This is a genomic window from Siphonobacter aquaeclarae, assembly GCF_900103285.1.
Taxonomy (GTDB): domain Bacteria; phylum Bacteroidota; class Bacteroidia; order Cytophagales; family Spirosomataceae; genus Siphonobacter; species Siphonobacter aquaeclarae.
Genome location: NZ_FNGS01000005.1, coordinates 104,781 through 119,467 on the forward strand (window position 1 = coordinate 104,781; position 14,687 = coordinate 119,467).

General features: G+C 55.5%; 9 protein-coding genes. 5 read left to right on the plus strand and 4 right to left on the minus strand.

Annotation, left to right across the window (positions count from 1 at the left end):
• Positions 1 to 128: 128 nt before the first annotated feature.
• A complete protein-coding gene (locus BLR09_RS13760; RefSeq protein WP_093203158.1) occupies positions 129 to 1,109 on the minus strand; it encodes a zinc dependent phospholipase C family protein in 981 nt (326 codons plus the stop codon).
• A complete protein-coding gene (locus tag BLR09_RS13765; RefSeq protein ID WP_093203160.1) occupies positions 1,106 to 1,576 on the minus strand; it encodes a GNAT family N-acetyltransferase in 471 nt (156 codons plus the stop codon). The genes BLR09_RS13760 and BLR09_RS13765 overlap by 4 nt, the downstream gene beginning before the upstream one ends.
• Before the next feature lie 179 nt (positions 1,577 to 1,755).
• Here BLR09_RS13765 and BLR09_RS13770 point away from each other — a divergent pair, with 179 nt between their 5' ends.
• The gene (locus BLR09_RS13770) at positions 1,756 to 2,502 is read left to right on the plus strand and encodes a 3-keto-disaccharide hydrolase (protein ID WP_093203163.1); all 747 of its coding nucleotides are present in this window, start codon (positions 1,756 to 1,758) and stop codon (positions 2,500 to 2,502) included.
• A 50-nt stretch (positions 2,503 to 2,552) separates the two neighbouring features.
• Entirely contained in the window at positions 2,553 to 2,762 is a 210-nt protein-coding gene (locus BLR09_RS13775) for a hypothetical protein (RefSeq protein WP_093203165.1), read from the plus strand.
• A gap of 249 nt (positions 2,763 to 3,011) precedes the next feature.
• Here BLR09_RS13775 and BLR09_RS13780 read toward each other — a convergent pair whose 3' ends face one another.
• A complete protein-coding gene (locus BLR09_RS13780) occupies positions 3,012 to 6,755 on the minus strand; it encodes a polysaccharide lyase family 8 super-sandwich domain-containing protein (protein WP_176785545.1) in 3,744 nt (1,247 codons plus the stop codon).
• Between the two features lie 258 nt (positions 6,756 to 7,013).
• Positions 7,014 to 7,634 carry an RNA polymerase sigma factor gene (locus tag BLR09_RS13785; protein ID WP_093203170.1) on the minus strand — a complete coding sequence of 207 codons (621 nt, stop codon included), beginning with the start codon at positions 7,632 to 7,634 and terminating at the stop codon, positions 7,014 to 7,016.
• A gap of 707 nt (positions 7,635 to 8,341) precedes the next feature.
• Here BLR09_RS13785 and BLR09_RS13790 point away from each other — a divergent pair.
• The 3 genes from BLR09_RS13790 (at position 8,342) to BLR09_RS13800 (ending at position 14,502) form a co-directional block, all read left to right on the plus strand.
• Entirely contained in the window at positions 8,342 to 9,403 is a 1,062-nt protein-coding gene (locus tag BLR09_RS13790) for a FecR family protein (RefSeq protein WP_143011091.1), read from the plus strand.
• A gap of 225 nt (positions 9,404 to 9,628) precedes the next feature.
• Positions 9,629 to 12,955, plus strand: a complete 3,327-nt coding sequence (locus tag BLR09_RS13795) for a SusC/RagA family TonB-linked outer membrane protein (protein WP_176785546.1) — start codon at positions 9,629 to 9,631, stop codon at positions 12,953 to 12,955.
• A 14-nt stretch (positions 12,956 to 12,969) separates the two neighbouring features.
• Complete coding sequence (locus BLR09_RS13800; RefSeq protein WP_093203178.1) at positions 12,970 to 14,502, plus strand: RagB/SusD family nutrient uptake outer membrane protein; 1,533 nt, start codon at positions 12,970 to 12,972, stop codon at positions 14,500 to 14,502.
• Positions 14,503 to 14,687 lie beyond the last annotated feature (185 nt).

The following is a 14,687-nucleotide window of genomic DNA, read 5'->3' on the forward strand; positions in this document are numbered from 1 at the left end:
CTCGCCCCGCATACAGCCACATCCAGTCTCTCGCCCCGCATACAGCCACTCCGGTCTCTCGCCCCGTATACAGCCACATCCGGTCTCTCGCCCCGTATGCAGCCACATCCCGGCTCTCACCATCATCATCACCTCTCCCCCTTCCTCGCCCGCAACAATCCCTTCGCCAGCAGCTCATTCTTCCGCCACGCCTTTTTCTCTTTTTTCAAATCCGCACGCAGACTTTCAGAAGGTGCTTGAATAGCAGACAAATCCGGCTTTCCCGCGTTCACCCAACAGGTATACCAGTAATCTGAAACAGCCTCCGCGGTAGCAACCAGCTGGTGTTGTACTTCATCCGCCAGCCGCTTCGAATACGAGCGTGCAAAAACCGGGGTATAGTATTGGTAGTTCTTTCCATTCCGGATTTGCGTGCGGTACTTGACCGAATCCGGGATGGATTCACTGGCTTTCCGCTCTTCGGCAAAAACGCCCTGTACCAATACGTGGGTATTCCGGAGGATTTCCCAGATATGATGCTGAGGGTCAGTAATATACCGGGCTTTGTGTTTGTGATTGAGGCGGTATTCGGCGATATCCAGCTCGGGCAGCATACTTTCCCACAGAGCGTGAATACCCCGCTGATTGGTCAGCTGGCCGTCGTAATTGTAAGATGTATGCAGCGGCACGTGCGCGTCTCCCACGTAATGGCATACTTCTGCCGCGTAATACAAAATACTATCCTTTTGTTGCTGACGGAACGCCTCGGTCAGTTTCAACTGCATCTCCTGTACGCGCCAGGGGAGGGTACCGTATTTATACAGGGTATCTGCGGGATACTTCCGGGTTGCGTCTTCCCATTTTTCGGGCATCTTCCAGGCGGCGCTGTCGCCAAATACTTCAAAATCAATGAAATGCCGTGGCGCCTCCTTCGGATCGGTATTCCGGCGGACGTCCGGGCGAACGGAGTCGTATACCAGTTTATCCAGGTTGGCGAAAAAGAAGGGCTGCATCTTTTTCGGCAGGTAATATGTCGCGAGCTGCGGAGAAATCCGGTGAGCGAAGAATCCCCAGCTTCCCAGCGCGAAGAGGGCAAAAACGGAAATGGCGTATCGGTACAATCGGGTCATAAGGACAATGCGAGATATACTGCGTCAGGGAACGGGTTAAAAACATAGGGCGCTGTCGGACGAAACCCGAGGCGCTCGTACAACGCCAGCGCGGGCGTCATGGTCTTCAGGCTGTCGAGCTTCAGGGTATGGTACCCTTTCGCACGGGCTTCTGTAATCAACGCTTCGGCGAGCTGCCTGCCGAGGCCTGTTTTCCGGAATGCAGGGCGTACATAGAGCCGCTTCATTTCACAGACGCCGGGCTCAGATAAGGGTTTAAGGGCGACAGCTCCGGCTACAGCTCCCTCGTCTTCCGCCAGAATCAGACAACCGCCCGGCGGGCCGTAAAGGGCTTTCAAATCCTCCAGCTCGGCATCGAAACGCTGAAAATCCAGGCTGAACCCGAGTGTTTCGGCGTACTCGGCAAAAATGGCGGCGGCTTCCCGGCAATCATCTTCCGAAAAGTCGCTCAAACGAAGTGCAATCATGCCGGCAAAATTCTGTCTTATCCCGCAAATAACCTTGTTTTTGAATGGAAGATAAAATAGAAGAAGTTGTAAAATATTTAGTTGATTCTGTGCCGGAAAATCGCCGCAGAAATCAGATTTTCGCACGCCCGTTTTTTCACCGCAACCTGTAATGCGGGCGGTTGCGAACCTCTATTCCCATGATCAAACACCTTACTTCGGGCATCCTGTGCTGCCTTCTCGCGGCCGGTACGGTTTTCGCCCAGAATACCCTCTCGTCCCAGGAAAAAAAAGAAGGCTGGAAACTGCTTTTTAACGGTAAAAACACCGACGGCTGGCATAACTACGGCACCAAAGGTGTCGGCCCCGGCTGGATCATCGAAGACGGCGCTCTGAAGCTCAATGCGGTAGACCGCGCCGGCAACAAAACCAAGAACGCCAAAGGCGAGGTCATCGGAAACGACATCGTTACGGATGAAGTATTCAGCGGCGATTTCGAGTTCAAAGCCGACTGGAAAGTAAGCAAACAGGCCAACAGCGGTATCTTCTTCTTCGTCACCGAAGCGCCGAAATACAAGGAAATCTACCATACAGGCCTGGAATTGCAGGTCATCGACGACTCGATTTACGAAGGCGCTCCCGAAAACAAGCACCGCGCCGGCGACCTCTTCGGCGTCACCAACGCCCGCATCCGCGAACCTCTGCCGGTCGGGCAATGGAACAAGGTACTCGTCCGGCTGAAAGGCAACAAGCTGACGGTAGACATGAACGGCTACCGCATCCAGGAACTGGATCTCAACAGCCCCTCCTGGAAGAAATCGCTGGAGGCTGACGGCAGCCCCCTCAAAAACTCTCCCCTCACCAAAGGCATCTTCAAAGGCGCTTTCGGGCTGCAGGACTGGGGCAGTATGGTCTGGTACCGCAACCTCAAATACCGGAAGATTTAGCTAGGCGGTGCCGGAGAAAGTACCTAGGTTTGTGCTTTCGACAAACAGGTATGGACGAATTGTACAAGCTCTTCCAGCGGGATGAGTTCTATTCCCGGATTTCGTTTATGGACGAAGTAATCGTGATGACTTTCCGCGAAAAGATCTTCGTTGTCAAACAGGAGCAGGAAGATTTTGTCGTTACGTCTGACGGGGAAGAACGATGCCGGTCGAAACGGCCGATGGATATTTTGCGGTTTTTTTACGAGGCGGGGAGTTAGGAGCAGAGGGCATGGGGCAAAGGGCATGGGGTACCATACAAAAGAGACGGCTGTCTGTTACAGGCAGCCGTCTCTTTTGTATGAAACAGATCAACGTATCGTAGTAGCCGGTGGTTGAGCTCCGTCGAAACCACCGTGGCGGGAGCGGTGGGGATGAAAAAAAGATGACTGCCGGAGGTTTCGACGGAGCTCAACCACCGGGGAGAGATACCCGCCGCAGCGAGTACCCCATGCCCTCTGCCCCGTGCATCACTCCACCACCACCCGGAATGCCTTCTCCATACCACTCACGCGGAGGAGATAGACGCCCTTCGGCTGTGTGCCGAGATCAAAATCAAAGACTGATTTTTGACCGGTTTGTGTCTGGATAGTTTGTCCGCCGATGTGGTAGACGCCGACGGTTACCGCGCCGACCGGCTCCCGCTTCAGATCAAGCCGTACGCGTCCGCTGGTAGGGTTCGGGCCTACAGTCACTTCCGGTTCCGTTCCGGCGACGGAAAGCACCGCATAGCTCGTCCGGGCGCCGTCATAATCTACCTGTTGCAGACGGTAATAGACAATTCCGGAGCCGGGAGAGTCGACGAAGCGGTAGTTCAGGCGTTCGGTTGAGGTGCCGTTGCCGTCGATAATCGCCGCCTGTTCAAACGACCGGGCGTCGGTACTGCGCTCAAGGCGGAAATGCGCGTTGTTTTTCTCGGAAGCGGTCGTCCACCGCAATTCAACGGACGCGTCGTCGATCCGTCGCGCCGTCCACGAAACCAGTGAAACAGGGAGCGTCGATTCTGTTCCGGAAACGATCAGTTGCGGCCGGAAGGCGGTATTGCCGTTCTCGCGGGCAGAAAACTGCGCGTCTGCCGAGCTGTTGGTCAGGGTGGAGATGACTTTGAAGGTGACAAAATTCTCCGCCGCGGTACGTCCTCCGGCCGCGCCGAGTTTGGTCCGGACCCACTCGCTGATATCCAGCGTAACATAATTGCCGGACGGCGTACCCAGGATTTCACCCAGCTTGAGGGACACCGCCGGTTTGTTAGCCCACGTCAGGCCGGTTTCGGTCCAGGTATTGTCGGTTGCTTCGTAAAACTCCCAAGTCGTAGACGGCACAGCCGATCCGGCATAGGGAACATATAGCTGCAACAGGGTTTTCTTTTGAGTGGTCGGAACAGACGCGAGGTCAAATTTGAGGTATACCTCCCGCGTGGTCGATTCGCTGCCGTCTTTTTTGATGGTGAGGACGGTTTGAGCGCCGTAGTTGGTCGACGCGTTCGTGCCTCCCTGCACATAGGCATCCGCAACAGGATTCAGACGGGTCAGTTCCACCCAGCTCGAGGCCAGTTTCGGGTACACGGTGATCTGCGGACGCTGAACTGCCGAGGTACTCTCGCGGGAGGTGAACTGGGCGTCGGTCGTACTTCCGACAACCGTCGAAGAAATACGCAGCGTCAGTAATTTATCCTTCACCAGCCGCGCCCGAACAGCGTTGGTAATCCGCAGGGTCACATACGACCCGGCTATTGCACCCTGTACTTCGCCGATTTTTCCGCCGGGCAGCGGTCGGTTGGCCCAGGTAATGCCGGTTTCTGTCCAGGAATTATCCGCCACGTCGTAAAACTCCCACCTGGTACTCGTTACCGTTGTATTGGCGTTGTTGACGCGGATTTTGAGGATCGCGCTGTCGATTTCCGCCGGTACGCCCGAGAGGTCAAACTTCATGTATACTTCCCGTTTGTAACCGACACCGTCGTTTTTGATGGTGAGCGTACCCGTCGGATAGTTGACGTTCTGGTAAGAAGCGCCGTCCCGTACATACGCATCGGCAACGGCCTCCAGCGTAACCGGTGCGTCGGCCGGCGGCTCGGTATAATCCGGAGACGAGCTGTTGATCACGCCGGAAATACTGCTTCCAGCCAATAATCCGGTCGGCAACGTCAGCGAAAGCTCCTTCATTGTGGGGAGCAGGGCCGACTGAATACCTACTTTCAGCTTGAGGGCCGATTGGTTCGGGTCGGCCGCGAAAACGGTGAGTTCGCTTCCCCCGACATTCTTCAGAACAAGAGTACAGGGTTTGTCCACTTTCACGGTCATACCTTCTGCTGTAAAGCTACCGGCGGCGTAGAAAATGACCTGCCACATGTTCAGGGTGCTGTTTCGTACGACCTGAACGGTTGACGTATTGGACAGAATCGAGAGGTGAGTCGAGGTCCATGTTCCCATGTCTGTCGCGCTTTTCCCGGGAAGTACCACATAGGCATACGAAGCGTTGGATGGCGCTGTGCCGTGGTTAATCCATAGCTTGAAAACATCCTTCGATACGGCGTCAGACGAATATCCGCTGTTGATGCCGGCCCAGGAGCCGGTCTGCGTCTGGTTGCTGAGGCGGACCGATGTCACGTCCGGGAAGTAGTACCCGACCTGATTATGCCAGGCCCATTTGAGGCTGCTGGTGCGGTCGCCGGAGGCTAGGGTAGAGGTCGTCGTGCCATCCGATACCGTTACATCTCCCGAAAGAAGACACTGATTAAGCGTCGTATTGATCGCCTGAGAAGCCGTGGAGGTGATCCCCGCGCCGAGACAGACCACTTCGTCATCAAAGAAAAACCAGCCTTTCCGGGCCTGGGTACTGTAGTCGTTCATCTGGTATGCACTGACGCCGTAGATGCCGTCGGTGACTCCACCGACGAAACTCTGCGTGCCGGGATTCACGCCCCAGGAGCTGCGGACGGGGTAGGTAGTGATTTCGGGGACGGTAATACCCGGGAGTTTGTTCCAGTCCCACACCGGATAGATGCCGAAGTACTCGTCCCCGTTCGTTGCAATGTAGTTAACGCCTTCTGTCAGGTAATAGCCTTTGAGGTTTTCGCCGTTGCCGCTTTCGGATTTGGCAGTACGGGTCGAGACGGCCCGGAGACCGAACATATAACCCGGACGGTGGTGAACGGTGTAGTCGGTGCGCCAGTAGTGCAGGTGTTCCGGCGATACCTGGTACGACGCCGGCTGGGTACCCCGGAAGCGGGCTGCGGCGGCGTCGTACTCGGCGGCATACCCGGAGAGGTCGATGCCTTTGGATTTGTCGACCATACCGGCGTCGGCGCCGCCTGAATTGGGACGGGTGATGCTTCGCCCGAAAACGTTAAAATCGCTGTACCTCCCGCGGGATACCTTGATAAAGCCTTTTCGTGCATAGTTGGAAAAAGCCGCAATCTGCGCCGACGTGAAGGCATAGGAAGTACCGAGAACATACGCGCCGATGTTCGTCACCCCCGAAATAAACTCCCGGCCATAGCCGTACACGTAGAGTTGCTGACCGTGTGCGGCGAAGGAGTTGTCGGCCTGGATGCCTTCGCCCGACTGGACCGACAGGTAGCTGGCGACTTTGGAAGACGCTTCCGCCAGCAACGTACCGTTTTCGGTGAGGCAGGCACGCATGATGTAATGCTGGGCGATGTCGGTCAGGTTGGAGTTGTCGCTCCCGGGAGACGAATTATAGGTATATCCTTTCGTCATCCAGGTAATCATTTGCGTTTCGACAGACGACGGTACTCCGGCGATCGGCCCGTACCGCATGCAGATCAGCGCATTCCCGATGTCTTTCGGGAGGGTAATGCCGTAGTAAAACCAGTTGGTACTGGTGGGTTTGCTGGATAGCCCGAGCCAGTAGTTCATGGTATTGACGACCGTCTGGCGGACGGTTGAATCGCCGTAGTAGGTACTCCCGGTATTCGAAAAGGCCTTGGCCAGGGTAATCATCCGGGAGAAGTGGGTACCGGGAAGCCAGCCGGAACCGTTATTGGCGTTGGTGTAGTCGACATCCGTCCAGTGGCCGTCGGCCTGAACGGAGGCAAGGAGGGAGGTCGCCGAGGCGTCGAGCGAGGTTACATTGGTGCCGGCCTGGACACCGTTGAAGATGCGGTCCATGACAGTTTTGAACTCGCCGGTAGCCTGCGGAAAGGCGGGTATCGCGATCAGCAGGCAGCAAAGAAGGAAGAGGTTTTTCATAGCGTTGCGGTTAAGTACCGTAACAAATGTGCGGAAAGTAGCACCCGTGGGAGGGGGAAAAATATAACTAAAAAGGGGGAAAATTGTAAAGGGGGCTTTAGGCTGTAAGCTATAGGCCTTAGGCGTTGGGCTGTTGGCGTTCGGGCGCGCTATTATTGTCCGTCTCCGGCAACGAGGCCCTGGCATAAAGCTTAAAGCCTATAGCTTATTGCCCGTCTGCGGCAACGAGCCCCTTGCCTAAAGCCTATAGCTTACGGCTTAAAGCCTAAACCCCATTGCCACCGCCACCATCGACAACCCCACAAACCAATACTCCTTCAATTCCCGCAGGGTTTTCCAGAGCAGGTTGGCGACGCTTTGGCGACTCACGGCCATGACGGAAGCGATGGCTTCGTTGTCCAGGTTTTCGTAGAAGCGGAGGTAGATGATTTCACGCTGGCGGGGTGTCAGCCGCGTCATCAGCTGCCGGATTTTGAGGTGGTTGTACTGGCCGGATTCGTGCTCAATGATTTCGTCTTCGCAAGGCAGGCTGACACCGCCGAGACCGGAGTCGAAGTCGGCATCTTCGTCGAGCCAGTGCATGTCTTTTTTCTTGCGAAGGATTTTCCGACGGATGGAAACGAGAAGATATACCCGGAGGTTATGCGGTTCGGAGAGGCGGGAGCGGTTGTCCCACAGCTCCATGAAGAGGTCCTGGATACAGTCTTTGACAAATTCGCGGTCGTTCGAAAACTTCGTCCCGTACCCGTAAAGCCGTTTGTAATACCGTTGCGCAAGAATACCGAACGCGTGTTCGTCCCCGCGGGCAAATGCCTGCCAGAGTTCCGTCTCCTCCTGGGAGCGGCTGGGATCGGGATATGCGGTGTGCGGACGTGACATGATTCGGTATCAGGTTTTGCGGGGATTCCGAAGAGAAGACGCTTTCCGTCGTCTCCTTACCTGACAAATCCTGAAAAAGCCTATTCATACTCGTTTTTATCCAAAAAGGTTTGGAGGCGGTTTATGGTTGTCAGTTTTCGGTTTACAGTCTTTTGTTTTCGGTTGGGTTTGAGAAGGGAATGGGTAGACGAAGAGGGTTGGTTGCGTGCGTGCGTAGTATCCGCTACCTGCCGTGCACAGATGTTAATGTCGTTGAGCGATAGGAAAGGCGAGGTCGCCTGCCCGCCGTGCGTAGCATCCGCTACGCACTTTTTAATTAGTAGGCTGCGCCTACTGCCATAAACAAAAGCAAATCCGCCTCAAGAAGTGACCTACAACACAATTCCTATCTAAAAAGGCGACGGATTGTATTGTCATTGTCGCAGCTACTTTTTTGGATGAGAGGCGGTTGAGGTAAGCGCAGCCTACCAACTAAAAAGTGCGTAGCGGATGCTCCGCACGGCAGGCAGACCCCTTCGTCTTATCTACCACCTCACGACACCCGCTCCCCCTTAACTGAAAACCCCAAACCGTAAACTGAAAACCATAATCTGCACCCCACACCCATCTTCCCCGCTTGCACCTCAAAAAGAATTTTTTACATTTTTTTGATTATTCTGCTGATACGGCTGCCTCTCTGTGTCTGTCAGGACTTGAACCGGAATACTATGCCGTCGTACAATGAAATAGAGGACTTTTTGCAGGACCCTTCCTTTGTTGAGTGGGCGTCGGGAAACGAGGATTTTTTCTGGAGCAGCTGGATTGCAGCACATCCGGAAAAACAGGAACTGGTACGCCAGGCGCGGCAATTGCTGATCGCGGTGCAGGATCAGGAACCTGATATCCGGGACGAAGAAATCAACCGGGAGGTTCGCCGGTTCATCGAACTGGCCCGGGAGCGGAAAACGGTCCGCCGACGGAAACTGCTGATCCGATGGGGAGCCGCAGCCGCGCTGGTGCTCCTGCTGCTGGGCGGTGCGGTGGTACTCTACCGATTTCCTGCGTCGGAGACGACCCCGCTCGCCGGTGCAAAGCTGGAAGAGAAAATCAACGATTCCGATCGGGACCTGACCTTCAGCCTCTCCGATGGAACGCGCGTAACCCTGCGCAAAAAAAGCCGGCTTGTCTATCCAACCCAGTTTAATACCTCTTTCCGGGAAGTGACGCTCGAAGGAGACGGCTTCTTCGACGTCGCCCCGAACCGGGAGAAACCCTTCCTGATTTACGCCGATGAAACCGTCGTGCGCGTAATCGGAACCCGTTTCTGGGTCGAAACCCGGGAAACAGATGTGCGCGTCTCTGTACGGAGCGGAAAGGTCTCTGTCTTTGATGCGAAGGAATTCAAGCGGGAATACACCCGGGAAGGTGCCGGCCGCGACCTGAAAGGCGTGGTGCTGCTGCCCAATCAGCAGGCGACATTCACCCTGGAAACCAGGCAATTACAAAAGGGGATTGTCGAACATCCCGAAGTGATCGCCACCAATCCCGACGAGCTGACCGTCGAAGACCGGCCGGTGACCGAAGTCTTCCGCCAGCTCGAAAAGATGTATGGCATTAACATTGAATTCGACGAAAAACGCCTGAAAGGCTGCCCCGTAACGGTCGCCTTTACCACGGAAGGCCTTTTTGAAAAACTGCAGCTTATCTGTGAAATCATCGGCGCCCGGTACGAGACGGTTGACGGCCAGGTCATCGTCTCCGGAAACGGCTGCCAGCCTGCCCACGAATAACGCGATAGCCACCAAAATCCCTTTTTCGTGCCTATGACCGAGTAACACTACTGATCCTCAAAAAAATAAGCCGGCAGTGGATCCAGCACTGCCGACTTTCTCCACTTGGTGTAAGCGCTTTCCGAGAGCGCTCAGGGAGTTTTTTTGCTCATTCCTGGAGAGAAATCACAAAAACTCAAATCTATGAAAAATTCGGAATGGTATTCATCCATTTTCCTAAAACTGATGAGACTATCATTGCTGCAGCTGATACTGTGGGGATTCTTCAGCAGCCTGTCGTTTGCCCGGGAGGCGAAAGGGCAGGAGGCGCTGGATCAGAAAGTGACCTTTCGCGCCCGCAATCAGGATGTGAAAACGACGATTCGACAGCTGGGCGCCGCCGCGCAGGTGCGGTTTATGTATAGTTCGCTGTTGATTCAGGCCGACCGTATTGTATCCATTGAGGCGTCGGACGAACGCCTGAGCGACGTCCTGGACCGCCTTTTCAAACCCCTTCACATAAACTATTCTACCAAAGGAAGACTCATTCTGCTGACTGCTGCGGGTGTCGGAAGCCGCTTTGCCGATCCGCTGGAAGGCGTGGAAGCACCAGCCGACCGGGTCATTACCGGAACGGTTACCGGCGAAAACGGACAGGGCCTGCCGGGCGTGAACGTGCTGCTGAAAGGCACAACGCGTGGCGCCAGCACGGATCCGGACGGTAAATTCCGCCTCGAAATCCCGGCTTCGGGCGGTACGCTGGTCTTCAGCTCCGTCGGATACCTGGCGCAGGAAGTAGCCGTCGGCTCGCAAACCAACATCACCGTTGCCCTTCAGGTCGATACCAAACGCCTCGACGAAGTCGTCGTGATCGGCTATGGTACCCAAAAACGCGCAGACGTGACGAGCGCCGTCGTCACCGTTTCAGGCGAGCAGCTCACCAAACGCGTCGTGACCAACCCGGCTACCCTGCTTCAGGGGCAACTGCCTGGCTTACAGGTTATCCAGAACTCCGGCGAACCCGGAAACGAAGGAGTTAACTTGCGTATACGTGGGACCGGCACCTTTTCCGGAGCCGGAAATGATCCTCTGGTGATTGTGGATGGCCTGCCCGGTAGCCTGACGTCCATCAACCCGAACGATATTGAGTCGGTATCGGTCCTGAAAGATGCGTCGTCTGCCGCGATCTATGGTGCCCGCGGCGCCAACGGGGTAGTGGTGATCACGACGAAGAAGGGCAAGGAAGGCCGCCTTTCGTTGCAGTATACCTATAACCTGGGTGTTACGAACGCGACGCGCCTGCCGCAGACCATCACCAACTCCGCCGAGTTCATGGAGCTGAACAACGAGGCCCGGACGAATTCCGGTCTCAACCCGATCTATACCCAGGCGATGATCGATCAGTACCGCAACGCCACCGACCGGAACAAATACCCGAACCACAACTGGCTCGACGATATGTTCCAGACGGCTTATGTGCAAAACCATTACCTCAATCTCAGCGGTGGCAAGCAGGGAACCAACTACAGCGTCGGTCTGGGGATTACCGATCAGCCGGGGGTTATGAAAGGCTTCAACTACAAGAAGTATACGCTTCAATTTAACCTGAATTCAAAAATTAACGATGTAGTAAGTTTCGGGACGAATACCCTTGTCCGTTACGGCAAGAAAAGCAACCCGCCGCAAGGCTCCGGTGATCAGTTTCTTTCGACATTGGCGCAGTCTCCGCTTTACAAGCCGAAACTCTGGGACGGTTCCGGACGCTACACATTCCGGGCGTTTTCAGGCGAGCAGGGTAATAAGAACACGATTGCCATTGCGGAAAATGTCAAAGCTGTTACCGATGATTACTACGGACAGCTTAATGGCTTTGTCGACGTGAAAGTACTCCCCGGCCTGACCTGGGAAACCCGCGGCGGCGCCAACTTCTATTTCACCAAAGTCAACGATTTCCGGCCGAAAATCCCGCTTTTCCTCTATTCCGATCTCAGCCAGGCCAGCGACCTGGACGTAGGTACCCAGGGCCTGACCATTACCCAGACCAACGGCCTCTACACCGTTCTGTATAGTCAGCTGACGTACGACCGCCTCTTCGGCAAGCACCACGTGGTAGCGCTCGCCGGCGCGCAGCAGGAGCAGAACATGGACCAGTCGCTGGCCGGCAGCCGCCGCGCTTTCCCGACCAACGCGCTAACCGAGCTCAATGCCGGTCCGCAGGACGGCATGACCAACAGCGGTACTACCTCCCGGTGGGCGATCCGCTCGTTTTACGGTCGTCTGAATTACGATTATGACAACAAATACCTCGTCGAAGGAAGTATCCGGAACGACGGTACCTCCCGGCTGCCGACTGCTACCCGCTGGGGCCTGTTCTACTCCGTTTCCGGTGGCTGGCGGATTTCGCAGGAGGCCTTCCTGCAACAGGCCAGCTGGCTGACGGATCTGAAAATCAGAGGATCATGGGGCCGGCTGGGTAACCAGAACATCGGTACCTATCCGTACCAGAATGTACTCAGCGGGGTAACCTATCCGTTTGGCGGAACCCTGTCGACCGGCTACTACGCGCCCGGGCTCGTCGATCCGTCGCTGACGTGGGAGTCGACCCAGGTACTCGATTTCGGCCTCGACCTCACCGCGCTGAAAGGCCGGCTGAACATTACCGCCGACTGGTTCAACAAGGAAACTTCCGATATCCTCCGTTCGTATCAGGTTCCATTGTACGTAGGGATGAACTCGCCGACGGTCAACAACGGCGCCGTCCGGAATACGGGATGGGAGCTCGCCGTCGGCTGGCAGGACAAAATCGGCAAGGACTTTTCCTACCGCATCGGCGGCAATATCCAGGCTTACAAGAATACGCTGACGAGCTATGGCAAGACGGAAATCGGCGGTAACTCCATCCGTCAGGAAGGCAAACCCCTTGATGAATTCTACCTCTACATCTGGGACGGAATCTTCCAGAATCAGGCAGAAATCGACGGCTGGGCCAAGCAGCCGATTGCGCCGAAACCGGGCGATATCAAAATCCGCGATGTCAACGGCGACGGCAAGATCGACGCCAGCGACCGGACCTACGTTTCCGGTAAATTTCCCGCGGCATCCTATAGCTTTAACCTGAGTGCGGCGTGGAAAGGATTTGATCTCTCTGCGCAGATTTTCGGATCATTCGGCCAGAAGATTTACGTAACAGGTTGGGGAATCGAGCCGTTCCGTCAGGGTTCGGTACCGACGGTCGACTGGCGCAACCGCTGGACCGAGCAGAATCACTCGACCACCATGCCGCGGATTTACGTGGCTGACAGCTATCCGGCTATTCAGAACTATGCATCGACCTACTTCCTCAAAGACGGTTCTTTTGCCCGTCTGAAAAACCTGCAGCTCGGATACTCACTTCCGGCGGCTGTCGTGAAGAAGGCCGGTATGCAGTCGCTGCGCGTGTATTTCTCTGCCGACAACCTCCTGACCTGGAGCAAGTATCCGGGCCTCGATCCTGAGCGGACGAGCACGAGCGGAAGCTATGTAGCCTACCCGCAAAACCGGGTTCTGACGTTCGGCGCGATGGTTCAATTCTAATTCTGCGAAGCAAGATGAAAAAAGGTATTCTCTCTATATTTCTGGCAGCGCTCACCCTTTCCTCGTGCATCAAGGATGCCCTGGAAGTGAACCCGCTGGACCAGCTTTCCTCGGCCAGTTTCTGGAAAACAGAGTCCGATGTGCAGTCGGCGCTCACGGCCTGCTATAGTTTCTTCAAACGTGGCGGCAACTGGTACGGTACCACGCTGCAGTTTCCCGCCGGCTGGGACGCCCTGTCGGACGATGGGTACACCCAATACGATTACGGCTCGGCTAATTCCATCAGCTTCAGTGGCCCGACACCCACTTCAAGCGGGTATGTTTCCGATGCTTATACGGTAGATTACCAGGCGATTGCGGCCATTAACTATTTCATGGCGAATATCGGCAAGGTAACCCTGCCCGATGCCAGCAAGAAAAAGTACCTCGCCGAGGCCAATTTTCTCCGCGCGTTTTACTACTTCCAGCTGGCAACGCTCTACGGCAACGTCATCCTCATCAAGGAGCCGGCGATAGATACCTTCAAAGAACCCCGGGCGAAGTCGACGAAAGACGAGGTACTCGCTTTTGTCAACGAAGAACTGGACAAGGCTATCACGGATCTTCCGGATGTTGCCTATGCCGACGGCCACGCCGTCAAAGGTTCCGCACAGGCGCTTAAAGCCCGCGTGTTGCTGTATCAGAAGAAGTATCCGGAGGCCGCTGCGATGGCGAAAAACATCATCGACGGAGGTAAGTACAAGCTCTGGGCCAACTATAAGGAGCTGTTCTACAAGCCGGGGCAGAACAATAATACCGAGATCATTTTCTCGATCAAGAACCTGCCGCCGAACTCCTATCCCGATCCGGGGGTAGACCTGTTCCAGGGCTCCTGGCAGGCAGTTCAACCGACGAAAAACCTGATCGACGAATACGAAGCGAAGGATGGCCAGCCAATTGGCAGCTCTCCGGTGTATGATCCCGCAAAGCCGTACGACAACCGTGATCCGCGTCTGCGCATGTCGTTCTTCGTACCGGGCGACGGCGCCGCGGAAGGCTGGAACAAGTACAACGGCAAGGCATCGTTCAATCCTTTTGTAGATGCCAATACCACGGGTTTCGCGGTGAAGAAAATGCTGGACCCGAGTCGATCCGACCCGCAGTACTCCACCCAGAGTGATCAGGACTATGTGCTGATGCGGTATGCGGAAGTACTCCTCAACTATGCCGAAGCGGAGAACGAAGCGAGCGGTCCTGCAAACGCCTATGCTGCGGTCAATCAGATCCGCACGCGGGCAGGTATGCCTGCACTGCCAACCGGGCTCACCAAAGACCAGATGCGCGAGCGTATCCGCCACGAGCGGCGGGTGGAGCTGGCGATGGAAGGTCTCCGGTACTACGACCTGCGCCGCTGGGGTATTGCCCTCCAGAAACTCAATGGCTTTAAGATTGTTCCGGGAAATAACAACCTGAAGGACAAGTACTACGAAGCCCGCTTCGACATCTGGCCGCTTCCGCAAACGGATATCGACCGGAACTCGGGACTGAAGCAGAATGACGGGTATTGAGAACGTTTTGAGTTTTGAGTTGGGGTCGGCATCACTGCCGGCCCCTTTTTTGTTTTCGGTTTTCGGTTTTTTGTTTTCAGTTGGGAGGGAGAGGGGTGTGGAGGAGGCAGAGATAGCTGTCTGCTGTTGGTTGCCAGTCGCTTTTTTTTTTCATCCCCACCGCTCCCGCCACGCTGGTTTCGACG

Bases quoted from the DNA above. Each gene is read 5' to 3' on its own strand.
- BLR09_RS13800 (WP_093203178.1), top strand. From the start codon at position 12,970: ATGAAAAAAGGTATTCTCTCTATATTTCTGGCAGCGCTCACCCTTTCC.
- BLR09_RS13785 (WP_093203170.1), bottom strand. From the start codon at position 7,634: ATGTCACGTCCGCACACCGCATATCCCGATCCCAGCCGCTCCCAGGAG.
- BLR09_RS13775 (WP_093203165.1), top strand. From the start codon at position 2,553: ATGGACGAATTGTACAAGCTCTTCCAGCGGGATGAGTTCTATTCCCGG.
- BLR09_RS13770 (WP_093203163.1), top strand. From the start codon at position 1,756: ATGATCAAACACCTTACTTCGGGCATCCTGTGCTGCCTTCTCGCGGCC.
- BLR09_RS13760 (WP_093203158.1), bottom strand. From the start codon at position 1,109: ATGACCCGATTGTACCGATACGCCATTTCCGTTTTTGCCCTCTTCGCG.
- BLR09_RS13790 (WP_143011091.1), top strand. From the start codon at position 8,342: ATGCCGTCGTACAATGAAATAGAGGACTTTTTGCAGGACCCTTCCTTT.
- BLR09_RS13780 (WP_176785545.1), bottom strand. From the start codon at position 6,755: ATGAAAAACCTCTTCCTTCTTTGCTGCCTGCTGATCGCGATACCCGCC.
- BLR09_RS13795 (WP_176785546.1), top strand. From the start codon at position 9,629: ATGAGACTATCATTGCTGCAGCTGATACTGTGGGGATTCTTCAGCAGC.
- BLR09_RS13765 (WP_093203160.1), bottom strand. From the start codon at position 1,576: ATGATTGCACTTCGTTTGAGCGACTTTTCGGAAGATGATTGCCGGGAA.